At 52.6% G+C, this 25,843-nt stretch carries 19 protein-coding genes; 7 read left to right on the forward strand and 12 right to left on the reverse strand.

Annotated features, from left to right (window positions below):
- Nucleotides 1–57: 57 nt before the first annotated feature.
- The 4 genes from garL to BUB06_RS09940 all read right to left on the reverse strand — a co-directional run bounded on the left by garL (nucleotide 58) and on the right by BUB06_RS09940 (nucleotide 5,704).
- Nucleotides 58–828, reverse strand: a complete 771-nt coding sequence (gene garL / locus BUB06_RS09925; RefSeq protein ID WP_010309153.1) for a 2-dehydro-3-deoxyglucarate aldolase — start codon at nucleotides 826–828, stop codon at nucleotides 58–60.
- A 69-nt stretch (nucleotides 829–897) separates the two neighbouring features.
- Complete coding sequence (gudD, locus tag BUB06_RS09930; RefSeq protein ID WP_039470246.1) at nucleotides 898–2,238, reverse strand: glucarate dehydratase; 1,341 nt, start codon at nucleotides 2,236–2,238, stop codon at nucleotides 898–900.
- Between the two features lie 36 nt (nucleotides 2,239–2,274).
- Nucleotides 2,275–3,612, reverse strand: coding sequence for an enolase C-terminal domain-like protein (locus BUB06_RS09935; RefSeq protein WP_039470244.1), 1,338 nt, complete (start codon nucleotides 3,610–3,612; stop codon nucleotides 2,275–2,277).
- 739 nt (nucleotides 3,613–4,351) lie between these two features.
- On the reverse strand, nucleotides 4,352–5,704 hold the full coding sequence (locus BUB06_RS09940) for an MFS transporter (protein WP_010305087.1): 1,353 nt from the start codon (nucleotides 5,702–5,704) through the stop codon (nucleotides 4,352–4,354).
- A 543-nt stretch (nucleotides 5,705–6,247) separates the two neighbouring features.
- On the opposite strand from BUB06_RS09940, the gene garD reads away from it, so the two are divergent.
- From garD to BUB06_RS09960, 4 genes are all read left to right on the forward strand, one after another.
- Nucleotides 6,248–7,822 carry a galactarate dehydratase gene (gene garD / locus BUB06_RS09945; RefSeq protein WP_010305090.1) on the forward strand — a complete coding sequence of 525 codons (1,575 nt, stop codon included), beginning with the start codon at nucleotides 6,248–6,250 and terminating at the stop codon, nucleotides 7,820–7,822.
- A gap of 789 nt (nucleotides 7,823–8,611) precedes the next feature.
- Nucleotides 8,612–10,147, forward strand: coding sequence for a methyl-accepting chemotaxis protein (locus BUB06_RS09950; protein ID WP_039470242.1), 1,536 nt, complete (start codon nucleotides 8,612–8,614; stop codon nucleotides 10,145–10,147).
- 168 nt (nucleotides 10,148–10,315) lie between these two features.
- Entirely contained in the window at nucleotides 10,316–10,723 is a 408-nt protein-coding gene (locus BUB06_RS09955; RefSeq protein ID WP_039470239.1) for a FlxA-like family protein, read from the forward strand.
- A gap of 198 nt (nucleotides 10,724–10,921) precedes the next feature.
- Nucleotides 10,922–11,284, forward strand: coding sequence for a FlxA-like family protein (locus tag BUB06_RS09960; RefSeq protein ID WP_039470238.1), 363 nt, complete (start codon nucleotides 10,922–10,924; stop codon nucleotides 11,282–11,284).
- Nucleotides 11,285–11,376: 92 nt separating this feature from the next.
- Here the strand turns inward: BUB06_RS09960 and BUB06_RS09965 are convergent, their stop codons facing one another.
- The 5 genes from BUB06_RS09965 to BUB06_RS09985 form a co-directional block, all read right to left on the reverse strand.
- Nucleotides 11,377–11,598 carry a DUF3820 family protein gene (locus BUB06_RS09965; RefSeq protein ID WP_010305118.1) on the reverse strand — a complete coding sequence of 74 codons (222 nt, stop codon included), beginning with the start codon at nucleotides 11,596–11,598 and terminating at the stop codon, nucleotides 11,377–11,379.
- Between the two features lie 4 nt (nucleotides 11,599–11,602).
- Nucleotides 11,603–13,657, reverse strand: coding sequence for an NAD-dependent DNA ligase LigA (ligA, locus tag BUB06_RS09970; protein ID WP_048329377.1), 2,055 nt, complete (start codon nucleotides 13,655–13,657; stop codon nucleotides 11,603–11,605).
- 136 nt (nucleotides 13,658–13,793) lie between these two features.
- Nucleotides 13,794–15,230 carry a bifunctional D-glycero-beta-D-manno-heptose-7-phosphate kinase/D-glycero-beta-D-manno-heptose 1-phosphate adenylyltransferase HldE gene (hldE, locus tag BUB06_RS09975; protein WP_039470235.1) on the reverse strand — a complete coding sequence of 479 codons (1,437 nt, stop codon included), beginning with the start codon at nucleotides 15,228–15,230 and terminating at the stop codon, nucleotides 13,794–13,796.
- 120 nt (nucleotides 15,231–15,350) lie between these two features.
- Nucleotides 15,351–18,206: a bifunctional [glutamate--ammonia ligase]-adenylyl-L-tyrosine phosphorylase/[glutamate--ammonia-ligase] adenylyltransferase gene (gene glnE, locus BUB06_RS09980; protein WP_039470234.1), complete on the reverse strand. Its 2,856-nt coding sequence runs from the start codon at nucleotides 18,204–18,206 to the stop codon at nucleotides 15,351–15,353.
- A 52-nt stretch (nucleotides 18,207–18,258) separates the two neighbouring features.
- Nucleotides 18,259–19,596, reverse strand: coding sequence for a CYTH domain-containing protein (locus tag BUB06_RS09985; protein ID WP_039470232.1), 1,338 nt, complete (start codon nucleotides 19,594–19,596; stop codon nucleotides 18,259–18,261).
- A 264-nt stretch (nucleotides 19,597–19,860) separates the two neighbouring features.
- Here BUB06_RS09985 and BUB06_RS09990 point away from each other — a divergent pair, with 264 nt between their 5' ends.
- Entirely contained in the window at nucleotides 19,861–20,481 is a 621-nt protein-coding gene (locus BUB06_RS09990; RefSeq protein ID WP_010305136.1) for a TIGR04211 family SH3 domain-containing protein, read from the forward strand.
- Nucleotides 20,482–20,589: 108 nt separating this feature from the next.
- A complete protein-coding gene (locus BUB06_RS09995; RefSeq protein WP_039470231.1) occupies nucleotides 20,590–21,834 on the forward strand; it encodes a multifunctional CCA addition/repair protein in 1,245 nt (414 codons plus the stop codon).
- A 71-nt stretch (nucleotides 21,835–21,905) separates the two neighbouring features.
- Here the strand turns inward: BUB06_RS09995 and bacA are convergent, their stop codons facing one another.
- On the reverse strand, nucleotides 21,906–22,724 hold the full coding sequence (gene bacA / locus BUB06_RS10000; protein WP_039470230.1) for an undecaprenyl-diphosphate phosphatase: 819 nt from the start codon (nucleotides 22,722–22,724) through the stop codon (nucleotides 21,906–21,908).
- A gap of 147 nt (nucleotides 22,725–22,871) precedes the next feature.
- Nucleotides 22,872–23,225, reverse strand: a complete 354-nt coding sequence (gene folB, locus BUB06_RS10005; RefSeq protein WP_039470228.1) for a bifunctional dihydroneopterin aldolase/7,8-dihydroneopterin epimerase — start codon at nucleotides 23,223–23,225, stop codon at nucleotides 22,872–22,874.
- Nucleotides 23,226–23,353: 128 nt separating this feature from the next.
- Between folB and plsY the strand changes: the two genes are divergently transcribed.
- Nucleotides 23,354–23,989: a glycerol-3-phosphate 1-O-acyltransferase PlsY gene (plsY, locus tag BUB06_RS10010; RefSeq protein ID WP_039470226.1), complete on the forward strand. Its 636-nt coding sequence runs from the start codon at nucleotides 23,354–23,356 to the stop codon at nucleotides 23,987–23,989.
- A 241-nt stretch (nucleotides 23,990–24,230) separates the two neighbouring features.
- On the opposite strand, the gene BUB06_RS10020 is transcribed toward plsY, so the two are convergent.
- Nucleotides 24,231–25,817 (reverse strand): methyl-accepting chemotaxis protein, encoded by a 1,587-nt coding sequence (locus tag BUB06_RS10020; RefSeq protein ID WP_039470225.1) that lies wholly within the window; start codon nucleotides 25,815–25,817, stop codon nucleotides 24,231–24,233.
- Nucleotides 25,818–25,843 lie beyond the last annotated feature (26 nt).

Genomic DNA, 25,843 nt, shown 5'->3' on the forward strand with positions numbered 1-25,843 from the left:
CTTCAATTCACGATGAACCCGCCTCATGGCGGATCCGATTCGCACGGAATGACTGAATTACTTCTTGTACTTGTCGCTCAGCGCCTGTGTTGCGCTGCGGAACACGCCCAGATCGCTACCGACCGCAACGAAGCTTGCGCCCCATTCCAGATAGCGACGCGCATCGGCTTCAACCGGAGCCAAAATGCCGCACGGCTTGTTATGCGCAGCAGTACGATCGAAGATGTGGCGGATCGCTTTCTGCACGTCAGGATGATTAGGCTGACCGAGGTAGCCCAGCGCCGCAGACAGGTCGCTCGGGCCAACAAACACGCCGTCTACGCCGTCTACGGCAATAATTGCATCCAGGTTGTCGAGGCCGTCCTGACTTTCGATTTGCACTACGACGGTAATGTTGTCGTTAATCTTGGCGAAATAGTCCGGTTCGGTGCCATAACAGTTGCTACGGTGCGCCACGGAAACGCCGCGGATACCCGCTGGCGGATAACGGGTTGACGCGACCGCACGCGCGGCTTCTTCCGCCGTTTCCACGAAAGGAATCAGGAAGTTATTGAACCCGATATCCAGCAGTCGCTTGATGATGATTGGCTCATTGCACGGCGGACGAACGACAGGCGCGCTGTGGCTGCCTTTCAGCGCCATGAGCTGAGGAATAAACGTCACGATATCGTTAGGCGCATGCTCTCCATCCAGCACCAGCCAGTCGAATCCCGCCAGCCCCAGCACTTCAGTTGAAATCGGGTTGCCCAGCGCACACCAGCAGCCAATCAACGTTTTCCCCTGCAGCAAATCTTGGCGAAAACGGTTAGGTAACAGCGGAGTCTTCATTTTTTATCCTCAGTCATTCCAGCGCCGCTTGCCTGAAGCGGCGCGCTCAAAAAACGGAAAATCAGAACGTTAGCGAACCAGACACGGACGTTTATTATCAAACGTCCACTCAGGAATAAGGTACTGCATTCCCATGGCGTCGTTACGTGCGCCTAATCCCATGTTTTTATACAGTTCGTGTGCTTTCATCACCTGATCCATATCCAGCTCAACGCCCAGACCCGGTTTCTTCGGCACTTCCACCATGCCGCCAACAATCTGCAACGGTTCTTTCGTCAGGCGTTGGTTACCTTCCTGCCAGATCCAATGCGTATCAATCGCCGTAATCTTGCCCGGAGCCGCCGCAGCGACCTGAGTAAACATGGCCAGTGAAATATCAAAGTGGTTATTGGAGTGAGACCCCCAGGTTAAGCCCCATTCGTGGCACATCTGCGCCACACGTACGGAACCTTGCATCGTCCAGAAGTGCGGATCGGCCAACGGGATATCGACCGATTGCAGCGAAATAGTGTGACCCATCTGCCGCCAGTCGGTGGCGATCATGTTGGTCGCGGTAGGCAGCCCCGTCGCACGGCGGAATTCCGCCATCACTTCACGACCGGAGAAGCCTTGTTCCGCGCCGCACGGATCTTCTGCATACGCCAGCACGCCGCGTAGCTGTTTACCCAGGCCGATAGCTTCATCCAGCGACCAGGCACCGTTCGGATCCAGCGTGATGCGAGCCTGTGGGAAGCGTTTCGCCAGCGCGGTCACCGCTTCGGCCTCTTCGCTACCAGCGAGTACGCCGCCTTTCAGTTTGAAATCGTTGAAACCGTATTTTTCGTACGCGGCTTCAGCCAGACGCACGATGGTTTCTGGCGTCAGGGCTTCTTCGTGACGCAGGCGATACCAGTCGCATTTCTCGTTAGCCTGACTCTGGTAAGGCAGATCGGTTTTATTACGATCGCCGATGTAGAACAGATAACCCAGCATCTCGACGGCATCACGCTGTTGACCATCGCCCAGCAGCGAGGCCACGCTGACGTTGAGGAATTGCCCCAGCAGATCGAGCATGGCGGCTTCGATCCCCGTGACGACATGGATAGTGGTACGTAGATCGAATGTCTGCAAACCGCGCCCGGAAGAATCGCGGTCGGCGAACTGCGCACGCACCGCCGTCATCACGTTTTTGTATTCGCCCAGCGTTTTGCCTACCACCAGCGCGGCAGCATCTTCCAGCGTCTGACGGATTTTCTCACCGCCGGGAATTTCTCCGACGCCGGTATTCCCGGCGTTATCTTTCAGAATCACAATGTTGCGAGTGAAATAAGGTGCATGTGCGCCACTCAGGTTGAGCAGCATACTGTCGTGACCTGCAACCGGAATAACCTGCATGTGGGTAATCACCGGAGTTGAACTTTGCAATGTCATTTTCTTATCCTTTCTCTCTAATTTTTCTATGTAGGGTTAGCGGCCAAAAACCGGGCGTTTACGATCAAATTTCCAACCAGGAATCAGGTACTGCATGGCGACGGCATCATTACGTGCCCCGCTCGGTAATTTTTTGTACAGATCGTGGGCTTTCATGACCTGTTCCATATCCAGCTCAATTCCCAGACCGGGACGATCCGGAACCTTAATTTTGCCGTTGACGATTTGCAGTGGCTCTTTGGTCAGATGCTGCCCTTCCTGCCAAATCCAGTGCGTATCAATCGCCGTCGGGTTACCCGGCGCCGCCGCCCCTACGTGCGTGAACATCGCCAGAGAAATATCGAAGTGGTTATTGGAGTGGCAGCCCCACGTCAGGCCCCACTCATCACACAGTTGGGCGACGCGCACCGCACCGTGCATCGTCCAGAAATGGGGATCGGCCAGCGGAATATCGACCGCCTGTAGCATCACGGCATGGTTCATTTCGCGCCAGTTGGTCGCAATCATGTTGGTTGCGACCGGTAGCCCAGTAGCACGACGGAATTCCGCCATCACTTCACGACCGGAGAAACCTTGTTCAGCACCACACGGGTCTTCCGCGTAAGTCAGAATGCCCTTCATGTCTTTGCACAGCCCGATCGCTTCATCCAGCAGCCAGGCACCGTTTGGATCGACGGTAATACGCGCATCCGGGAAACGCTTTTTCAGCGCTTTCACGGCATCGATTTCCTGCTCGCCGGGCAGTACACCACCTTTGAGTTTGAAATCTTTAAATCCGTAGCGGTCAGTTGTGGCTTCGGCCAAACGCACAATCGCGTCGCTGTCCATCGCCTGCTGGTGACGCAGGTGATACCACTCGTGCTTGCCTTTTTCGCCAGTTAAATAAGGTAGATCCGTCTTCGTGCGGTCGCCGATATAGAACAGATAACCGAGCACCGTGACTTCATCACGCTGTTTACCCGGTCCCAGCAGTTCGGCAACGGGGACACCCATGAATTGCCCCAGCAGATCGAGCAGCGCCGCTTCGAGTGCTGCCACCGCATTCACGCGCAGCTCAAACGTCCAGGCGCCTTTGCCGAAGGAATCAAAATCAGAAGACTGGTTGCCGACATGAATGTCATGAACCAGACGGTTCATGCGGGCGATTTGTTCGCCTTTCACACGAGGAATGGCTTCAACCAGCGTGTTGTAAATGACTTCACCACCGGGCGCTTCGCCGACACCGGTATGCCCGGCGCTGTCGGTTAGAATGACGAGATTACGCGTGAAGTAAGCACCATGTGCGCCGCCGATGTTCAGCAGCATGCTGTCATAGCCCGCAACGGGAATGACTTTCATGTCGGTAATAACTGGAGTCGCTGAAAGGTTACTCATTACAGGCTCCCGTCATGAATGGAGCGCACAGGATTGACGCTTAGGTTTCCGATAGTTGCCACAACGCAGGGGCGCGCAGAGGCGGATGAAAATAATTCAGTCATACAGAAATAAAAAACAGATGGTGCACCAGTAGATGATTTCATGTTGTTTTCCTACTTTATTAGCGCGACCTTGTTTTTACTCTGATTTGAACTGAACAATGCTTGTAGGGCTTGTAAGATTGTCAGAATAAAAACAGGTTATTACTGAAATAAACCAGTCAGGAATGCGGTGTTGTAATTCGTACCGCCTCACCAACCTCAGTAAAAAGTATAAGTTTTCTTATTTCACAACTCATTGGGCAATAGCACAGCATTCCCTGTCGAAATGCAGATTAAATATGTCATTATCACAGGCCAATGGGAGGTGTTTCACGAAAACCGTGAAAAGCGAATTTCCGTCTTATAAACACCGAAATACGCCCCTTTGGCACCCAATTTTGAAGAGGTAAAACCCGACGTTAAAGGGCATGAATAAATGACAAATTTATACCCTAAATAATTCGAGTTTCAGGCAGGCGGCAAGAGAAGGCATCCCGATGAGCTTACTCAGGTAAGTGATTCGGGTGCGTGAGCGCAGCCAACGCACATGCAACTTGAAGTATGACGGGTATATAGCGAAACGCTGCGCCATCATACTGATGGAACAGCGTTTTGTGTTATTGCCTATATCTAGACTAATACGATAACGACTGGCCTTAATTCTTAACGAACGGCTTCAATTCGATACGTTTAATATCTTGTACGATGAACAGGTAGCTGACGATGGCAACCAACGCATGAATCCCGACATACACCAGACCGCCATTGAACGAACCGGTCATGCCGATAATGTAGCCAATCGCAATCGGCGTCACGATACCAGACGCGTTACCGAACATATTGAACAGCCCGCCGCTTAACCCGCTGATTTCTTTCGGTGCAGTATCCGCCATAACCGCCCAGCCCAGCGCACCAATGCCTTTGCCGAAGAAGGCTGCAGACATCACCGCAATAACCACCCATTCGGTTTCAACGTAGTTACAAATCACCATCGACATGGAGAGCAACATACCGAGAACGATAGGCGTTTTACGGGCAAAGGTCAGGGAGTTAGTCCGACGCATCAGATAATCGGAAATGATGCCACCCAGAACGCCCCCGACAAAACCACAGATAGCAGGAACCGAGGCGACAAATCCCGCTTTGAGGATCGACATACCGCGAGCTTGAACCAGATAAAGCGGGAACCAGGTAATGAAGAAGTAGGTCAGTGCGTTAATACAGTATTGGCCGATATACACACCCAGCATCATACGGGACTGCATTAATTGCTTGATTTGGTGCCATTTTTCCCCTTTAACGACCTCTTTCTTCGTCCCTTTGGCATCCATATTAATCAGTGCACCACCGGCCTCAATGTAATCCAGCTCGGCCTGATTCACACTCGGGTGATCTTTTGGATCGTGGATCACTTTCAGCCAGACAAAGCTCAGAATGATCCCCAACCCGCCCATGAACCAGAACACATGTGCCCAACCCACGGCGTGCACCAGCCAGCCCATGATAGGAGCAAAAATCACAGTAGCGAAGTATTGCGCCGAGTTGAATATCGCGACGGCAGTACCACGTTCTTGTGCAGGGAACCAGGCCGCTACAATTCGGCTATTCCCCGGGAAGGAGGGTGATTCACACAAACCAACCATAAAGCGCAGCAAGAACAGGGAAATGACAATGCCAGCGCCGCTGAAGATATCGACAAAACCTTGTAATAAGGTAAAAATCGACCAGGTAAAAATACTATAGAAGTAGACTTTCTTTGAACCAAAGCGATCGAGCAGCCAGCCTCCGGGTATTTGCCCAATAACATATGCCCAAGAGAAAGCAGAGAAGATATAGCCCATCCCCACCGCATCCAGCCCAATTTCCTTAGACATTGCTGAACCAGCAATGGACAAGGTTGCGCGGTCCCCATAGTTAAATGACGTGACAATAAACAACATCACGACAATCCAGTAGCGGGCGTTTGTTCTCTTTTGTATCGCGCCAGCTGCTGAGCTTACTGTATTCATGATGAACTCCTGCTTCAATCGCGGTTCGCTCATTCATTCCGAATAACAGATAACGGTGTAGGGTTATCAGAATGAAGATTCAGTGGATAGTTAACATTCCCATTTTTATTTTTTTGCGAATAGCCAGGCTATATAGCATCAGAGTAATTAGCTGACATCTTCAACTCGCAGGAACATTATAATTTTTACCCACTGACTGCTCACTAGATAAAAGCACAACATTAAAAATGTCCTTTTGAATATGTTGGTGCACTTGCCCTATATAGTGCGAGGTGTTTCACGAAAAATGCCGCTATTCTCTTTTTACATTTACACACATTATTTTCATTTCTGGCTTAAAAACCGTGCGCTGGAAGAATGTGATCAAACTCACCAAAAATTGGGTCTTCGCCTGATAAATCAGAAACAAAAAGCGCTGGCTTAGGTCAATTGCATAATGTACGAGAAGGGAACCTCACGTATACTCATTAGCGAGCAATGAAGTAATAGCGTGGTAATAGTTACCACCGTGTTTCTGAGAAACCAATAATAAAGGCTTGCATCATGTCAGATAAATCAGAAAGTAATGCTGCACAAGAGCAGCCACTTTATATTAAGGTCCACGATTCTGATAATGTTGCCATTGTTGTTAATAATAATGGCTTACGTGCCGGAACCCGTTTTAATGATGATCTGGAATTAATTGAGCATGTTCCGCAAGGTCACAAAGTGGCCCTTGTGGATATCGCCAAATCAGGCGCCATCATCCGCTACGGTGAAATTATCGGGTATGCGCTGCGTGATATTGCCAAAGGAAGCTGGATCGATGAATCGCTGGTCGAGTTGCCACAGGCTCCCGCGCTGGAAACCCTGCCGTTAGCGACCAAAGTCCCCCCCGCGCTTCCTGCGTTGGAAGGTTATACCTTTGAAGGTTACCGCAACGCCGATGGCAGCGTAGGCACGAAAAACCTGTTGGGCATCAGCACCAGCGTGCACTGCGTCGCGGGCGTCGTGGACTATGTCGTTAAAATTATCGAACGCGATTTATTACCGAGATATCCCAACGTCGATGGCGTGGTCGCGCTCAACCATCTCTATGGCTGTGGCGTAGCAATCAATGCCCCTGCCGCGGTGGTTCCTATCCGTACCATTCACAACCTGGCGCTGAACCCGAATTTTGGCGGCGAGATACTGGTAGTGGGTCTGGGCTGTGAAAAATTGCAGCCGGAACGTCTGCTGGAAGGGACGTCTGATGTACAAGCCATCTCCCTTGACGACACCAGCATTGTCCGCTTACAGGATGAACACCACGTTGGTTTCAGATCGATGGTGGATGACATTCTGACGATGGCAGACAAGCACCTGCAGCGGCTGAACAAACGTCAGCGTGAAACCTGTCCAGCCTCTGAACTGGTTGTCGGCATGCAGTGTGGTGGCAGCGATGCGTTCTCCGGCGTCACCGCGAACCCAGCCGTTGGTTTTGCATCCGACCTGCTGGTACGCTGCGGCGCAACCGTCATGTTCTCCGAAGTGACCGAAGTACGCGACGCCATTCATCTGTTAACGCCACGCGTCATCAATGAAGAAGTCGGTAAACGCCTGCTGGAAGAAATGGCCTGGTACGATAACTACCTCGACAGCGGTCAGACCGACCGTAGCGCTAATCCATCGCCGGGCAACAAAAAAGGCGGCCTCGCGAACGTGGTAGAAAAAGCGCTCGGCTCCATCGCCAAATCCGGCACCAGCGCAATTGTCGAAGTCCTGTCCCCCGGTCAGCGCCCAACCAAACGTGGCTTGATTTACGCCGCCACACCGGCCAGCGACTTTGTGTGCGGCACGCAGCAGCTTGCTTCTGGTATCACCGTGCAGGTCTTCACCACCGGTCGTGGCACACCCTATGGCCTGCTGGCTGTACCCGTCATCAAAATGGCAACCCGTACCGCATTGGCAAACCGCTGGCACGATCTGATGGATATTGATGCCGGTACCATTGCTACCGGAGAGGCCACGATCGAAGACGTAGGCTGGCAGCTTTTCCACTTCATTTTGGATATCGCCAGCGGCAAGAAAAAAACCTGGTCCGATCAGTGGGGGCTTCATAACGCACTGGCCGTTTTCAATCCGGCGCCAGTAACCTGATTACCGTTCTCCGCAGGCCAGAATCATTATCTGGTCTGCGGATAGCGTTATTTGATCTACAATAAATTCAGCATAAATAAAAATGGAAGAAAGGCCGTAATTAAAAGAATAAACAGCAGGACAGCAACATTTAATTTCATTCATGCAAAGAAAAGATAAAAAAAACTTAACAAGTTATTCTTCTTAGCGTCACCTTCGTCAATTCTAAAATACTTTTTAAGAAAAATCCCTATTTTACTTCCTGCCTATTTTTAATCATTTTTTACCAATTATTTATTGCCAATAAAATGAATCAATTGACAGATAATCGTCCTCATCATAGATTTACGCGTGCTGAAAAAGCGTGCTAACACTGATGACATATTTGTTACAAAAATATATATCCTAAATAATTCGAGTTTCAGGAAGGCGGCAAGCGAAGGAGTCCGATGAGCTTACTTGAGTAAGTGATTCGGGTGACTGAACGCAGCCAACGCTCATGCAACTTGAGGTATGACGGATACAGTTACAAAATCTCCATCACGCACAATATAGGGTCAATAGCCCGCTCATAAATAATGCATAACATTATTTTATATAAATGAGTAAGCCACCCAAAAAATTTCAGTATACCCATTTGAATAACTTGAATATTTACACAGCAATATGCCTGACAGATTTCACGGGACTAACCATTCGGCAGCGACACTGCGTTTCAGCCTCTGTAATAACCAGAGCGGCAGAGACGAGAAAAGCGGCCAGCGTGGCTGAACCTGGAAACTGAGCGGGATACGTATGCCGGGGTTTCTAATGAGATTGAATACACCTGTTACACAGCAGGAGTATCTGTTAGACATGGACACCATATTGATGTCCACGACAAATATTCACAGCCACATTACCTATGCCAACTCTGCCTTCATTACGGTTAGCGGTTTTTCCGAAGAGCAGCTCATCAACCAGCCTCACAATATTGTGCGCCATCCCGACATGCCCGTTGAAGCCTATGCCGACATGTGGTTTACGCTGAAACAAGGCGATAGCTGGACTGGGTTAGTTAAAAATCGTCGCAACAACGGTGACTACTACTGGGTTCGCGCCAACGTTACGCCGGTTTATCAGCAGGAGCAGCTCGCAGGCTATATCTCAGTACGTAACACACCCAACGCCGAAGAAATCAAGCATGCCGAAGCGCTGTATAGCGCTGTGCAGAAAAAACAGGCGGGCAGCCGTAAGTTCTACAAAGGGTTAGTCGTTCGCACCGGACTCTTTTCGCCACTGTCGCTCTTGCAGAAATTGTCAGTCCGCTGGCGCTTGCGCGTGGCAGTAGTGTCGGTGGGCCTCATTCCCGCACTGTTTGCTTTCAGCGGCATGAATCCGCTGTGGCTGCTGGCACTGACGCTGTTACTCATCGTCATCATGGATCAGTTTCTGCAAAAGCAAATTGCACAGCCAATCAGGATGATACTCAAGCAGGCTCAGCATGTGGTATCAGGCCGTAAAGTAAAGCATGTCCACCTGAACCGAGTCGACGAAATCGGCTTGCTTCTCCGCTCCGTTAACCAGTTTGCCCTGAACCTGCATTCACTGGTCGACGACGTCAGTACACAGGTAAACGGCATCACCAACGTCAGCCATAAGCTGGCGGAAAACAATGTCGATCTGAATACCCGCACGGAAGAGACATCGGCCAATCTGCAACAAACTGCCGCCGCCATTGAAGAAATTACCGTTGCCGTACAGCAGAGTGCAGAAACGGCGGCACAGGCCACCACCATGGCAGAAGCCGCCAGCAACACCGCGTTTAAAGGTGGCAATATCATGAAGGAAACCATCGGTATGATGGATTCCATCTCCAGCGCCAGCGATAAAATCGTTGATATCATTGGCGTGATAGACAGTATTGCCTTCCAGACTAATATCCTTGCGCTGAATGCGGCCGTTGAAGCCGCTCGTGCGGGCGTACAAGGGCGCGGATTTGCGGTGGTAGCCGCCGAGGTTCGCAATCTGGCACAGCATTCCGCCTCTGCGGCCAAAGAGATTAAAACGTTGATCGACGCCAACGTCGAAAGTGTAAAACAGGGCAGCACAATGGTCGAAAACGCGGGCAAACATATCAGCGATATCGTTGATGAAGTCTTGCAGGTCTCCACCATGATCAAAGAGATCAGCAACGCAACGCATGAGCAAACCTCGGCATTGGGCCTGATCAATACCTCTATTGCACAGATAGAACAAATGACACAGCGCAACACCGATATGGTTACGCACTCTACAGAAGCCGCTGAAGGGCTCAACCTTCAGGCCAGACGACTGAATAGCGCAATTAACGTGTACGGCAGTTAACTAACGTCATCTCATCCATTGTGGCAAGGGAGTAGAAAAGCGCCCTTGCCCCCCTTTCTTTCCCTCCAGCAAGCGCATATCATCCTCGTAGTTTTGTAAATTTTTCGTAAAGAAAAGGGCGAGACTGCCGATAATAACTGCAGAACTGACTTATTTCAGGAGGAAGTGATGTCCATTACAATGAATACGGTGTCAAACGTAGCAGCGGCCTCTACGGCCAATAAGTCTGCAGCGAATAAGGCTTCATCTAATACAGAGAGTAAAGCTGCCTCTACCGCCAATACGGGTAGTGGCGCTCAACAAAAAATCGCTGCAATACAAAATCAAATCAAGCAGCTGACTAACAAGCTAAAAGAGCTGGGTACATCCGCCGAAAAAGCGGAAAGCGAAGCCGAGCGTAAACTCATCAAACAACAGCAGCAGATGATCCAGGCGCAGATCCAAGCGCTCTATGCCGAAATTGCCCGCATCCAAAAAGAAGAAGCGGAAAAGAAAGCGATGGAAGAAGCATCAAAAAAAACATCACAACAAACTGAAAATAAAGACAAAAAAGGCGGTGTTGATATCTACGTCTAACTGCAATATCTGACGCATTCCCTTCTTTCTTTCTCTCTCTTTCCTGATTGATATATTTTGTTACATGAGCTATCAGGAAAGTGAGTATTTCATGTTTCATTGCCAACAATATCCCCTTCGAGAAAGTGCTTAAATTGCCGATATAACGGCTTGTACCCCGAATAATTCGGGTATATCGGCATCTTTTCAGGAGGGAAAATGTCAAACACCATCAGCAGTATCAGCGTATCGACAACAACAGCAAGCAGCAGTAAAAGCAGCAACACCTCAGAGCAGCAGATTGCGCAGCTCACCAAGCAGGTTCAGGCGCTTACCAAACAGGTCACTAAACTGACCGAATCCGCTTCCAGCGCAGAAAGCGACGAAGAACGTAAGCTGATCGAACAACAACAACAGGCAATTCAGGCACAGATTCAGGCGTTACAAGCACAAATTGCCCGCTTGCAGAGTGAAAAATCGGAACAACAGTCCGGCTCATCTTCTTCTGCTTCTACTCAATATGCTAAAGAAGAAGGCGTTAACCGCCCGACAGCAGATAACCAGATTAATATCTACGTCTAATCTACGTCAGGGATGGGGTAGCCAGTAAACGTGAAAGGTCGCTTCAATGAAGCGACCTTTTTTCATCAAGGGTTACGACAGGAAATGGATAATCAGGGACGGGGCCGTTTCAGCGGCGTGACCAACCCTTGCAGACCCTCTATCTTGATTGCCAGCGTAATCTGCATCAATTCACCTAAGCGACCTTTAGGAAATTCATCCTTGCGGGAGAACCACAGCAGGTACTCTTCCGGTAAATCAATCAGCGCTCGCCCTTTGTATTTACCAAACGGCATCTGCATCCTGGCAATGTCTATCAGGTCTTCTTTTTCCATCCGTTTACTCCCCCAATAGTCGGATCATTTCCGCCTCATCGATCACTGGGATCCCCAATTCTTGCGCCTTCGCCAGTTTAGAACCTGCGGCTTCACCAGCAATCACCATATCGGTTTTCTTCGAGACGCTGCCGCTCACTTTTGCCCCTAACGCCGTTAGCCGATCTTTGGCTTCATCGCGGGACAGAATACTCAGCGATCCGGTCAATACCACGGTTTTCCCTGCAAATGGGCTGTCGATCTCTTCCGCATTGACCACCTGAACCTCAGGCCAGTGAATGTTGATGCCTGCGGGATCGGTCAATTCGCGGATCACGGTTTGGTTGTGTTCTTCCTCAAGAAAATGACGCACATGCGCGGCAACGACTTTACCGACATCCGGCACCTCCAGCAGCGCGTCTTCATCGGCAGCAAAAAGGGCTTCCAGCGAACCAAAATGGGCAGCCAGATTAGCCGCCGTCGATTCGCCAACGTCACGGATCCCCAATGCATAGAGGAAACGTGCCAGCGTGGTGCTTTTCGCCTTTTCCAACGCATTGACGAGGTTCATCGCGGATTTCGGCCCCATGCGATCCAGCCCCGTCATGATCCCAGCGCTCAGACGAAACAGATCGGCTGGCGTCTTGACGTACTCTTTTTCCACCAGTTGATCGATGATCTTATCGCCCATGCCTTCCACATCCAACGCGCGACGAGAAACAAAATGCTTCAGTGCCTCTTTGCGCTGGGCACCGCAGATCAGGCCAGCGGTACAGCGCGTGACGGCCTCGCCTTCCACACGCTCAACGTCAGATCCACACACGGGACAAACCGGAGGGAAAACGATCGGGCGCACCGTTTCTGGGCGCTCAGATTCCACGATGCCAACGATCTGCGGGATCACATCCCCTGCTCGACGCACAATCACGCGATCGCCAATCTGCAAACCTAGCCGCTCAATTTCATCGGCATTATGCAGCGTGGCGTTGCTGACGATCACCCCAGCCACGGCGACGGGTTCCAGACGCGCGACGGGCGTAATCGCGCCAGTCCGCCCAACCTGAAACTCGACATCGCGCACCCAGGTCAGCTGTTCCTGTGCCGGGAATTTAAAGGCCACCGCCCAGCGCGGCGCACGAGCAACGAACCCTAACCGCTCCTGCAGCTCCAACGAGTCAACTTTGACAACGACGCCGTCGATATCAAAGCCTAACGAACTGCGGGTCTGCTCAACCTGACGATAAAAATCAAGTACCTCAGCCGGACCAGTGCATAGCTTAATTCTGTCGCTAACCGGCAGCCCCCAAGCCTTGAACTGCATCAGGCGCTCCCAGTGGCTGGCGGGCAACTCACCGCCTTCCAGCAGACCAACGCCATAGCAGAAGAAGGTCAGCGGACGCGTAGCCGTAATGCGCGGGTCAAGCTGGCGCAGCGATCCGGCGGCAGCATTGCGCGGGTTGGCAAAGACTTTGCTGCCCGTACGACGGGCTTCTTCGTTCAGCTTTTCAAAGCCGCTGTGCTTCATAAACACTTCGCCGCGCACTTCAACACGACGCGGAATATTGTCACCCTCAAGGCGCAGTGGGATCGCCGCAACGGTACGAATGTTACTGGTGATATTTTCCCCAGTCGTGCCGTCCCCGCGCGTGGCCGCCTGTACCAAAACGCCCTCTTCATACAACAGGCTGACGGCTAACCCATCCAGTTTCAGCTCGCAGCAGAATGTCAGATCGTCACCGTTTTTCAGCCTGTCGCCAATTCGCTTGCTGAAGGCCAGATAACTCTCTTCATCAAATACGTTATCCAGCGATAACATTGGCACTTCATGACGAACCTGTTCAAATGCCGCCAGCGGTGCCGCGCCTACGCGCTGCGTCGGAGAGTCGCTGGTCACCAGCTCGGGGTGATCCGCCTCTAACGATTTCAGTTCCTGCATGAGTTTGTCATATTCGACATCAGGAATTTCGGGCGCATCTTCAACGTGATATTTGTATTCGTGATGGCGTAAGACCCGGCGCAACTCCGCTACCCGCAGTGCGGCCGCATTCACTTCGGCTGGTTCTTTCTTCACTGGTTTCATACCTGTTTTATCTGACGTGTCGCCCTGTCGGCATCGTGATTGTTATGATTCTCGCCCGTGATGTGCCAGAGCGAGAATCATTAGCTTGCGGACTAACGGCGTCGAAACCTTTCGAGCACCGTCAGTTTTATTTCGTTTAAGATTTAGACGTGTTGGCTTTAATCGTGTTGATGATGTTCGTCGTGGAGCAACCATCCTCAAAGTTCAGGACTTTCACTTCACCACCGTTGGCCCAGACTTCTTCACTACCGGCGATTTCATGTGGCTGGTAGTCCCCGCCTTTCACCAGAATGTCCGGCAGAATGCTGGCAATCAGGCGCTGCGGCGTATCTTCTTCAAACAGCACGACCCAATCGACAGCTTCCAACGCACCCAGCACGATCATCCGCTGAGGCAGCGGGTTGACGGGACGAGTCGGCCCCTTCAGACGCTTGGTTGAGGCATCGCTGTTTACCGCAACGATTAACCGGTCGCCAAGTTTGCGAGCGTTTGCCAAGTAAGACACATGTCCGGCGTGCAGAATATCGAAGCAGCCGTTGGTCATCACAATCTTTTCGCCACGCTGACGCGCCAGTTCAACAGCATGTTTCAGCTGTTCTTCGGTCATCACACCAAATCCGGTTTCGGCACGGCCGCGGATAGCATTTTCCAATTCAATCGGCGTGACAGTTGACGTACCCAGCTTGCCAACGACGACGCCTGCGGCGGCATTCGCCAGGAAGCAGGCCTCTTCCAGCGGGTTACCTGCCGCCAGCGCAGCGGCCAACACACCAATGACGGTATCGCCCGCACCAGTCACGTCGTACACTTCCTGCGCCTGCGTCGGCAAATGCAGTGGCGCTTTGCCCGGCTGTAACAGCGTCATCCCTTGCTCGGAACGGGTAATCAGCAACGCGGACAGATCATAATCGGCCACCAGTTGCATACCGCGCTCGACCAGCTCTTCTTCCGTTTTGCAACGCCCTGCGACCGCTTCAAACTCAGACAGGTTCGGCGTCAGCAATGTCGCGCCACGGTAGCGGGAAAAATCCGTGCCTTTCGGGTCGATCAGCACCGGAACACCAGCCGCTTTTGCCGTCTGAATCATGGTTTGCACATGCGCTAATGCGCCTTTTGCATAGTCAGACAGCACCAGTGCGCCAATTTTTGGCAGCGCCAGTTGAATACGTTCGATAATCGGCTGAGGATCAATCCCCTCAAAGCCCTCTTCAAAATCCAGTCGGATCAACTGCTGATTGCGCGACAGCACGCGCAGCTTGGTGATCGTCGGGTGCGTAGGAACAGCGACAAAGTCACACTTCACATTCACTTCGCCAAGTTTGGCATTCAGTGCGCGAGCAGCATCGTCAATGCCCGTTAACCCCACCAGACGCGATCCCGCGCCCAATGCAGCGATGTTCATGGCGACGTTCGCCGCGCCGCCTGGGCGCTCTTCGATCGTATCAACCTTGACCACAGGCACGGGTGCCTCTGGTGAAATTCGGCTGGTCGGCCCATACCAATAACGATCCAGCATGACATCACCCACCACTAATACACCCGCTTGACGGAAATCAGGCAGCGTCACTTTCATCCTCTACTCCAGGCTTATTTCGCATAATGCGCGTAATAATATCATAGGCACGTATCATTACACGTCACTGCCGCGCGGCTCTAAACCGCACGGCACATTTGACCATTAGATAGGAGGAACTTACGCTCCCACTAACCACTTATTCCAACTCACCAGTACCTGCTCCCGCTCCGCAACAAACCGATCTTTGCTGACCCGACCGGACAACTCCTGCAAGGCCAGATGGTGCAGTTCATTGCGCATGGTGACGTAGGCCAGCTTAAGCGCGTTGGCTTCGCTCTCTTCCATCACGCCATATTGCGCCATCAGCTCCAGAATACGCACATTGTCTGACCAACGGGTCAAACGCGGTTCCTGAGCGGCGTAACGTAGCATCAGATACTGGGCAATGAATTCAATGTCCGTAATGCCGCCCGCATCCGTTTTGATGTCAAAGAGTGCTTTATCTTTGTTCGCCAGATGCTGACGCATTTTTTCCCGCATTTCTCGCACTTCGGTTCGCAAAGTCTCCGCGTCACGCTCAGCACATAGAATATTGCGGCGGATAGACTCAAAGGTCTGCTGCACGCCGCTTTCGCCATACACCATACGCGCACGTACCAGCGCCTGATGCTCCCACGTCCATGCCTCATTGCGCTGATAGTCATCAAACGCTTCTACCGTACTCACCAACATCCCCGCCGCGCCCGATGGCCGCAGACGGGCATCGACTTCATACAAAATGCCTGATGACGTCCGGGTGCTAAACAGATGCATCACCCGCTGTGCGAGGCGCAGGTAAAACTGGCGGCCATCAATACTGCGTTCGCCATCCGTCATCACGTCCGATGGACAGTCCAACAAGAACACCAAATCCAGATCGGAGCTGTATCCCAACTCCCACCCGCCGAGTTTGCCATAGGCAATCACGGCAAACCCACGGCCTTCACGATGCTGCAAATGCGACGGCTGACCATAGCGTGCAACCATCTGCCCCCACGCCTGTTGAACCACGGCCGAGATAATCGCTTCCGCCAAATACGTTAAGTGATCGCTCACTTTCATCACGGGCAGTACGCCGCCGATATCCCCTGCGGCGATACGCAGTTGCTGCGACTGCTTGAACTGGCGAACCGCTTCTAACTGCTGTTCTTCATCATCCTCAGGGACGCGCATCAAATACTGACGTAGCTCATCGGCATACGCGCCCGGTGCCGTCGGCTGATACAGCGTTGACGCATCGAGCAATTCATCCAGCAGCAAGGGATAGCGTGCCAGTTGGCTGGCAACCATTGGCGACGCCGCACACAGGCGAATCAGTTGGCCGAGCGCAGCGCGAGACTCCAGCAGCAGTTCGAGATAGGTGGTGCGTGTGACGATCCCCAGCAGCAGCGGTGTCAGACGAGACAGCACCGTATCCGCTTCCTGACGAGCGCAGACTTCCGCCAGCAAACACGGCATGAGCTGATCCAGCACGTCTCGCCCGCGCGGCCCTATGGTGCGTTTCGCCACGTCGTGACGGAATTCCACAATCGTCCGCATCAGCTTTTCGCGCACGCTTTCCGAGAGATGCGGCGTCAGCGGAGCCAGTTCGCCGTCATCCAGCGTGTCCTGCCATAGGCTGCTATAGCTGCTATGTTCGGGAATGTCATTATTGTCCGGCGCATCATCGCCAATCAGGTCATCAAATACGTGACGCACCGCCTGCATATGCTGTTCCAGCATGGATTGCAGCGTGTCCCAGTTGTCAAAACCCATTCCCCATGCCAGCCGCTGCTGATTCAGCTCATCACCCGGCAGCGTTTGTGTCTGCTCATCGGCAATGGCCTGCAACAGGTTCTCTAAACGACGCAGAAACAGGTAAGAGGTACTGAGGTCAAGCACCTGCTGTGGCGTTAATAACCCCAGCGCTCCCACATGCTGGAGCGTAGGCAACAGCGAACGCCCCTGCAATCCTGGTTCACGTCCGCCACGAATCAGCTGGAAAACCTGCGTGATAAATTCGATTTCACGAATGCCGCCCGCCCCCAGCTTGATGTTATTGCGCAGATCCCGGCGACGCACTTCGCGGGCAATCATGCCTTTCATATTCCGCAGCGACTGGATCACGCTGAAATCGATATAGCGACGGAAGACAAAAGGCTTCAACGTACTGCGCAGTTCCTGACTGTAAGCATCGTCCATTCCCCCCATCAGGCGCGCTTTGACCATCGCATAGCGTTCCCAATCGCGGCCCTGCTCCTGATAATAATCTTCCATCGCCGCAAAGCTGAGCACCAGCGGACCGCTGTCACCAAAGGGACGTAGTCGCATATCCACACGGTACACAAAACCATCGACGGTCGGCTGATCCAGCACCTTAATGAGCCGCTGCCCCAGACGCGTGAAGAACTGCGCGTTATCCAGCTCGCGCCGCCCGCCTTGCGTATGACCATTTTCGGGATAGACGAAGATTAGATCGATATCCGAAGAGAAGTTAAGTTCTCCCCCACCCAATTTTCCCATGCCAAGAATCAGCAGAGGCTGAGCCACGCCCTGCGCATTGCAAGGTGTCCCCCACTCGCGACAACAGGCCTGATATAGCCAGCTTCTGGCCGCCACGATCACTACCTCGGCCAGCTCACTGAGCTGACGCAGCGTGTGTTCCGTCGTACTGGTTTGCAGCGCCTGCGACCACGCAATCCGCGTCAGCATATGTCGGCGAAACCGACGCAATGCCGCCATCAACGCATTTTCATCGTTAACATCGGCCAGTGCGTTACTTAACCAGTCGGCGTAGTGCTGCCACTCTTCGGGCTGCGGCGGTTGCTGATGAATCCCTTGCCACCAGTCAGGATGCAGCGCAAGCGCATCGCTGACAAAATCGCTCAATGCCAAAACAGCGGCGTCGCTGTCGGTTATCGGTTCATCAGGTGCGGCTTCCCGCAAACGCAAGATCGCACGCTGAGAGTGTTCCGTCAGAAGCACAGGTAAAGCAGGCAAAGGAAGTATCGGCATGGGGGTTCCCTTGATGCGCCGCCTATCTTCACTGACAAGCGGCAGTTAACGGTTACTGTGATGGTCCGCCGCTATGTAGCCAGAACGGAGACAAGGCAAGCGCCTCTTTACGGTAGGCTTCCAGATAGGCAGAAGGAGCCTTCCCAGCAGCGAGTCGCTCAATTTCCTGAAGTAACACCCGCCAATGTTCAACGTAGGCTTCCACCTGCTCCGCCGGATACGCACCGGATAAGAGAAGAAACGCGTAGATATTACGTTGCAGACGAGGGATTTGCTGTTCGTACTGCGCTTCCGTCAATTTAGAAGAAAAGGCGCTTTTCAGATCCGCCGTGCTACGACTTAGCATAATGTCAGCAAAGCGTTTGAACGACCCCTGTAGCTTAATGCGATCTTTACTATCCATATGGTCACGCCAGCCAGACTCGATCAGCCAGGAAGTCAGTACCAACTTACTTTGCAGGTAGTCGACGCTGTAGCACACTTCCGCGCCATCGGGGCTTTGTAGCCGAGCTTCCAAAGTGGCGAGCGCAGAGCGAAAAAGCGTGGTGACCTTACGTAACACGACGCCCCCCACCAGCACCAGCATTTCGCGCATTAACGCACTGGCCTCTGGCAGAGCATCACGGGCAGAGGCATTTCCTCTTACCCACAGTTCTTCGTGGTATTGCCAATGGCTCAATCCCAGTTCCAGCGCCGCGCGGATGGCCTGATCGATATTGGTCTTTGGATCCACAACCAGTCGATTGAGAGGCTGACACTCGCGAACCGGGTTACCTTTAGCCAGATGGTATCCGCGCGCCGCCTTACTCAGACTACCCTGCCGCATACCACCAAACTCTGCGATTTCCTTTGCCAGCTCCAGCAGGTGGGTAGTCTGCCCAATCTTAAGTTCCATCTCCAATTCGCACAGCGGTTCACTCAGATCGCCAGCACGAATTTCACCGCGATCTAACGCAACCTCAATCACGCTTTGATAGTAAGTAAACACCCACTTTTCACGCGTAAAATCCGTGCTAAACAGCGGTTTTAGCGACGATTGCAGCGTATCGACATCGCAACCTTCTGGCCAGACTTCCGCCGGAAACAGGCTGAGATCCAGCTCGGCTTTCTCCAGCTCAACGTTATATTCTGGGTGTTGATGCAGCCCGCCAATCACTTTGCCGGCCGTTTTTGCCGTCATTTCGTAGCGTTCATTTTCGCCGCGAATACGCAGGCCGATGCCGTTACGGCGCAGGTAATTATCCGCCGTTTCATAATAGGTATTGCTCAGACGCTGAGCACGCATGTGCTCATACTGACTGTAATCACTCTCCCAGTCAGCCAGTTGCGTCAGCAGCGATTCAACGCTGTCGGGATGAACAATAAACTTCAGCTCAATTTCTTCACTCATAGCATTCACAACACCAAGACCACATTCATTATCATGTCAGTAAATAACATTTTACTTCACCTTACTACTCTTACCGCACACACTCTTTTTCACCTGCGAACAAGCGCGCATTTCTTATGCAAACCTGCCATCAACAACACCACTTTCCCCGTTTAAACACGCCGCCCGCTGCCTTCTAAGACTGTTCTCATTTCGGTTTATACATTGCCTCGTCAGACTTAAGCCTCTACTATCAGACCACCATTAACGCAACATGATGATCTTATGCAGAAATTAGGCTTACTCTGTTTTACTTTATTTTCTCTCACGCTGAGCTGGACCGCACAGGCGGAAGAAAAACGCTATATTTCCGATGAGTTATTGACGTATGTCCACAGCGGCCCGGGCAATCAATATCGTATCGTCGGCACCGTGAATGCTGGCGCTGAAGTCACGCTACTCAGCGTTAATGAAAACGCGGGCTATGCGCAGATCCGTGATGACAAAAACCGCACCACTTGGATTCCTCTCGACCAGCTTAGCAATACGCCGAGCCTGCGCACGCGGGTACCGGAGCTGGAAAATCAGGTTAAAGACCTGACTGACAAACTGAATAATATCGATCAGACCTGGAACCAGCGCACCGCTGATATGCAGCAGAAAGTCGCTGCTAGCGATAGTGTTATCAATGGATTACGCCAGGAAAATCAGGATCTGAAAACTCAGCTTATTGTTGCGCAGAAGAAAGTCAGCGCGGCGAATGTCCAGCTTGATGATAAGCAGCGCACCATCATTCTACAGTGGTTTATGTATGGCGGCGGCGTTGCTGGCATCGGCTTGCTGCTGGGTCTGCTGTTGCCGCACATCATCCCGCGTAAAAAGAAAAATGACCGCTGGATGAGCTAATCGGAACACGTGCCTGCTTCTTGCAGGCATTTTTCTTTGCGGCCAACGCAGCGGCGCAAAGATGGTAGTATGTGGTGAAGTATTGGTTATTGATTCAGGAGCCCGACGTTGAAGATCTACCTTGTCGGCGGCGCTGTTCGGGACAGCCTGCTGGGTTTACCCGTCACCGAGAAAGATTGGGTGGTGGTCGGCGCAACGCCGGAGAATCTGCTTGCGCAGGGTTACCAGCAGGTTGGAAAGGATTTTCCCGTCTTCTTACACCCCGTTAGCCGCGATGAATACGCTCTCGCACGTACCGAACGCAAATCTGGCAAAGGCTATACCGGGTTTGTCTGCCATGCTGCACCCGATGTCACGTTAGAGCAGGATTTGCTGCGCCGCGATTTGACCATCAATGCCATTGCCCGCACCGAGCGGGGCGACCTTATCGATCCCTATCACGGCCGTCGCGATCTTGAGAATCGCCTGCTGCGTCACGTTTCCGACGCATTCAGCGAAGATCCGTTACGGGTGCTGCGCGTCGCGCGTTTTGCCGCACGTTTTGCTCATCTCGGCTTCCAGATTGCAGAAGAAACCATGGCGCTGATGCAAAAAATGACGCATGAGGACGAGCTGGCTTACCTGACGCCAGAGCGCGTCTGGAAAGAGACGGAAAAAGCGCTCGGCACATCGTCGCCAGATGTCTATTTTCAGGTGCTGCGAGACTGCGGCGCACTGGCCGTGCTGTTCCCTGAAATCGATAATCTGTACGGCGTGCCCGCCCCCGCCAAATGGCATCCGGAAATTGATACCGGTATTCATACGATGATGACGGTGGCAATGGCCGCCCGCCTCAGCCCCGAGATTGACGTACGTTTTGCTACGCTGTGCCACGATTTAGGAAAAGGGCTGACGCCGCCTGAACTCTGGCCGCGTCATCACGGTCATGGCCCAGCGGGCGTCAAACTGGTTGAAGCACTGTGCCAGCGCCTGCGCGTGCCGAATCCGATTCGCGATCTGGCAAAGCTGGTTGCGGAATATCATGACCTGGTTCATACCGTGCAGGTGCTGCAACCCAAAACCCTGCTGAAGTTATTTGATGCGATTGACGTCTGGCGCAAACCACAGCGTCTGGAACAGTTAGCGCTCACGAGCGAAGCCGATGCCAGAGGCCGTGCCGGTTTTGAAGAGAACCCTTATCCACAAGGTGATTACCTGCGTGAAGCCTTCCGCGTCGCCAGTCAGGTCAGCAGTGCGGCCGTCGTCGCCGATGGTTTTAAAGGCATTGACGTGCGTAACGAACTGGCACGTCGTCGCATTCATGCATTGGCAGACTGGAAAGCACAGCAGCCGGATAACTCGGGCACGTCCTGAAACAAAGAGGCCACGCTAATGCGTGGCCTCTTCTCTCTATAACGGTCTACCTAAAATCGACGTTCTCAGTCTTACATAAACACCATGTAAACCACGCCCGCGACGATAAAACGATAAATCGCGAACGGGACAAACGAGATGCGTTTGATGATTTTCAGGAAGGTTGTAATCGCAATCAGCGCCACGACAAACGCCGTCACGAAGCCCACGGCAAACATCGGCACATCGGCCAGCGACAGGAAATGCCAGCTTTTATACAGATCCAGAACGGTCGCGCCCATCATCATGGGAACCGCCAGAATAAAAGAGAACTCAGAAGCCGCGTAGCGGCTGACGCCCATCAGCATCCCGCCGGAAATGGTCGCCCCTGAACGTGAAAAGCCGGGCCACAGCGCCAGACATTGAAAACAGCCAATCATAAATGCCTGACGATGCGTGATGTCATCCAGCCCGACAGCACGCGGCTGTTTTGGCTTGAACCATTCCGCCGCTAACAGCAGGAAGCCACCGATCACCAGCGCATACATCACGTTCTGTGGATAAAACAGCGACTTGATGAAGTCATGAAAAATCAGCCCAAGCACCACTGCGGGAATCATTGCCAGCAAGATGTGCGTCAGTTTCAGACGCCCGGAGGTTTTCCCCTCGTGCGGAACTTCGCCGAAGTGAATCCCTATCAGACCAAAGAGGCGGCGCCAGAACATCACGACAACGGCAAGAATCGAGCCAAGCTGAATGATGACTTCAAACGTCTTGGCTTTCTCATCAGCAAACCCTAACCAATGACCAACAATAATCATATGCCCTGTAGACGATACGGGCAAAAACTCGGTCAGTCCTTCGACCACGCCAAGAATAAATGCGATTAGCAATGAATGCAGGTCAGTCATCTAAAAATCCTTGCCTCTAATAAAAACGAAAATGCAGCGCACAAAAAAGCGGCTGCGTACTTCCGCGAGCCGCTATAACTGGCTTATAGACTATTTGGGTTACGGTTTAGTTGCACGTAAAGCCGTATTTATTCTGTTAAACCAGATTTATCGTATGCCGCGCTCAATAATCACTCCAACCTGACGCGCCTGCGCGACGGCGCCCGGCTTGCTGAGCTTGATCCGCAGCCAGGGAATCGAGAAGCGCTGCATCAGCATGTGCGCGACTTCTTCAGCAACGCGTTCCACCAGCGCAAAACGCTGGTTTGCCACGTGGGCAATCACCGCCTCGCTGACATCGGCATAGCTCAGGCAGTCATTAACATCGTCACTGGCGGCTGCCTGACGGTTATCCCAGCCCATTTCGATATCGAACACCAGTTTCTGCTGGATGGTCTGTTCCCAATCGTAAACACCAATAGTAGTGATTACAGTAAGTTCTTCAATAAATACGATATCCATCACGCCATTCTCTGTTTTTGTCGCTGTCGGATACCACTTCCGACGGAATGTGCGTATTATCCACAGATGAGAAGAGTAAAACGACCCTTATTAAACGTCTCTCTATACAAACTAAACGGAATAGCGTTATGAGTGTTACCGCGCTTGGTATGATGTTAATCGCGTATCTGTGTGGCTCTATTTCCAGTGCGATTTTGTTTTGCAGAATTGCTGGGCTACCCGATCCGCGCCAGCATGGTTCTGGGAACCCCGGGGCCACTAACGTATTGCGTATTGGCGGCAAAGCGGCCGCTGCAACCGTATTGGTGTTTGATATCCTGAAAGGCATGCTGCCAGTCTGGGCCGCTTACGCGCTAGGCGTTGCCCCGCTGTATCTCGGGCTAACCGCCATCGCCGCCTGCCTCGGCCATATCTATCCGGTCTTTTTCCACTTTCGCGGCGGCAAAGGTGTGGCAACGGCTTTGGGCGCCATCGCCCCGATCGGCTGGGATCTAACGGGCCTGATGACCGGCACCTGGCTACTGACCGTGCTACTGAGCGGCTATTCCTCGCTTGGCGCGATTGTCAGTGCGCTCATCGCGCCGTTTTATGTCTGGTGGTTCAAGCCACAGTTTACCTTCCCCGTCGCGATGCTCTCTTGCCTGATACTGATGCGTCATCATGACAATATCCAACGCCTCTGGCGCGGACAGGAAAGTAAAATCTGGAATAAGCTGCGTAAGAAAAAACAGCCGGAAGACGAACAAACCTCCCCCGAAGAGTAAGGCAAAAAAATTCCCGTTTTCACGGGAATTTTTTTATGAAGTATATCCCTAAATAATTCGAGTTGCAGGCAGGCGGCAACGCAGTGAATCCCCAGGAGCTTACTCAAGTAAGTGACTGGGGTGAGCGAGGACAAATCGGCTTAGTCGATTTGAACGCCGCTTGCGGCGGCCCTTCAGGGCGAGGCTCAGAGAGGAGCCGAGTATTGCCAACGCACATGCAGCTTGAAGTATGACGGCGATATTAGAATCGGCCGATGGCGGCAAGCTCCTGCGACTGCACTTTAAACTGTGACATGCTTTCTGCCAGCAGGCGCGCCTGATCCTCCAGTGAGCGCGTGGCCGCGGCGGACTCTTCTACCAGAGACGCATTTTGCTGCGCGACTTCATCCATCTGCGATACCGCCAGATTTACCTGCCCAATGCCATTACTCTGCTCACGCGTTGCCGTTGAGATCTCACGCATCAGGGACGTCACGCGCGCCACCGCGTCAGAAACGTCATTCATCGTTTCACCCGCCATTTTCGCCATCACGGTGCCTTCACTGACGCGACTTTGAGACTCTTCCATCAGCATTTTGATCTCTTTGGCCGATTGCGCACTGCGCTGTGCCAGACTGCGGACTTCACCTGCCACCACGGCAAATCCACGCCCCTGCTCACCCGCACGTGCAGCTTCAACCGCCGCATTCAGCGCCAGAATATTGGTCTGGAACGCAATACCGTCGATCACCGCCAGAATATCGCCAATGCGTGCTGAACTGCTGGAGATCATCTGCATTTTCTCAATCATGCTCCCCACGGTTTCACTGCCTTTATTGGCAATGTCGGACACATTTTGCGCCAGCGTATGCGCTTGTTCCGCACTCTCCGCGTTCAGCGTCACCGTAGCGGTCAACTGCTCCATGCTGGCTGCGGTTTCTTCCAGCGAGGAAGCGGACTCTTCCGTACGCGCGGCTAAATGCGTATTGCCGGAAGACAGCTCGCGCGTACCGACGTCAATCTGCATACCCGCATCGCGGACGCGGCCCACTGCGGTTGCCAACGAATGCTGCATTGCCTTCATCGCTTGAATCAGGCGGCCAATTTCATTATTGCCGCCATCGGCGATGCGCTGAGTCAAATCACCACGGGCAATAAACTCCAGTTGGCCGACGGTCTCTTCAAGCGGAGACAGAATGGAACGCTTCAACGCAATCCAGGCAGCCAACACCAACAGCAGCACGGATATACAGGCAATACCAATAATCATCAAACGGTTGAACGCGAAGCTTTCCGCTTCTGCGAGCATGTTTTCCCCGACTTCCAGGCCGAAATCACGGAATTCGTTCGCGACCTTATCCATCTTAACGCTGAGCGGCGGTAGTACGTCCTGCAACAGCACGTAATAGGCAGCGACATCGCCACGCTTCAGCGCATCGACCATCGGCTGAACACCAAGATTCATGTATTGCTCGTAGTTGCTTTTAACTTCTGCGGCCATTTTGGCACCGCGCTCTGTTACGGTCCCGTAGGAAAGAAAGCGTGCCATTTCTTTGTGGGAAAGCGCCGTGTAGGCTTCTGCTCGCGCGACCGATGCATTCGCCAGATCGGTCAGCCCGCTTTCCATCTGACGAGCGGCCAACGCCGCCCCTGTTCTTGCACGCAGTGAAGCGGTATAGCTCCCCGCCAGCGCCGTAACTTCTTTGCCCTGAATCTTGTCGATTGTCGTAAGAGACGTGATTCCCTGATTGATTGAGGTGATGCCGATTCCGCACACCAGTAGTAGGAGCAGTACCATCGTTCCTAACAAAGCAATCAAGCTCGTCTTGATGGTGATATTTCTTAACATTTTCGTTTCCCTGGAATTACAAATGA

Source organism: Pectobacterium carotovorum (assembly GCF_900129615.1).
Lineage (GTDB): Bacteria > Pseudomonadota > Gammaproteobacteria > Enterobacterales > Enterobacteriaceae > Pectobacterium > Pectobacterium carotovorum.

Excerpts from the sequence above, each read along its gene's own strand:
- BUB06_RS09955 (WP_039470239.1), top strand. The coding sequence starts at position 10,316 with ATGTCCATTACAATGAATACGGTGTCAAACGTAGCAGCGGCCTCTACG.
- hldE (WP_039470235.1), bottom strand. The coding sequence starts at position 15,230 with ATGAAAGTGACGCTGCCTGATTTCCGTCAAGCGGGTGTATTAGTGGTG.
- glnE (WP_039470234.1), bottom strand. The coding sequence starts at position 18,206 with ATGCCGATACTTCCTTTGCCTGCTTTACCTGTGCTTCTGACGGAACAC.
- BUB06_RS09990 (WP_010305136.1), top strand. The coding sequence starts at position 19,861 with ATGCAGAAATTAGGCTTACTCTGTTTTACTTTATTTTCTCTCACGCTG.
- gudD (WP_039470246.1), bottom strand. The coding sequence starts at position 2,238 with ATGACATTGCAAAGTTCAACTCCGGTGATTACCCACATGCAGGTTATT.
- BUB06_RS09935 (WP_039470244.1), bottom strand. The coding sequence starts at position 3,612 with ATGAGTAACCTTTCAGCGACTCCAGTTATTACCGACATGAAAGTCATT.
- BUB06_RS09960 (WP_039470238.1), top strand. The coding sequence starts at position 10,922 with ATGTCAAACACCATCAGCAGTATCAGCGTATCGACAACAACAGCAAGC.
- BUB06_RS09985 (WP_039470232.1), bottom strand. The coding sequence starts at position 19,596 with ATGAGTGAAGAAATTGAGCTGAAGTTTATTGTTCATCCCGACAGCGTT.
- garL (WP_010309153.1), bottom strand. The coding sequence starts at position 828 with ATGAAGACTCCGCTGTTACCTAACCGTTTTCGCCAAGATTTGCTGCAG.
- ligA (WP_048329377.1), bottom strand. The coding sequence starts at position 13,657 with ATGAAACCAGTGAAGAAAGAACCAGCCGAAGTGAATGCGGCCGCACTG.
- BUB06_RS10020 (WP_039470225.1), bottom strand. The coding sequence starts at position 25,817 with ATGTTAAGAAATATCACCATCAAGACGAGCTTGATTGCTTTGTTAGGA.
- folB (WP_039470228.1), bottom strand. The coding sequence starts at position 23,225 with ATGGATATCGTATTTATTGAAGAACTTACTGTAATCACTACTATTGGT.
- garD (WP_010305090.1), top strand. The coding sequence starts at position 6,248 with ATGTCAGATAAATCAGAAAGTAATGCTGCACAAGAGCAGCCACTTTAT.
- BUB06_RS09950 (WP_039470242.1), top strand. The coding sequence starts at position 8,612 with ATGAGATTGAATACACCTGTTACACAGCAGGAGTATCTGTTAGACATG.
- bacA (WP_039470230.1), bottom strand. The coding sequence starts at position 22,724 with ATGACTGACCTGCATTCATTGCTAATCGCATTTATTCTTGGCGTGGTC.
- plsY (WP_039470226.1), top strand. The coding sequence starts at position 23,354 with ATGAGTGTTACCGCGCTTGGTATGATGTTAATCGCGTATCTGTGTGGC.
- BUB06_RS09965 (WP_010305118.1), bottom strand. The coding sequence starts at position 11,598 with ATGGAAAAAGAAGACCTGATAGACATTGCCAGGATGCAGATGCCGTTT.
- BUB06_RS09940 (WP_010305087.1), bottom strand. The coding sequence starts at position 5,704 with ATGAATACAGTAAGCTCAGCAGCTGGCGCGATACAAAAGAGAACAAAC.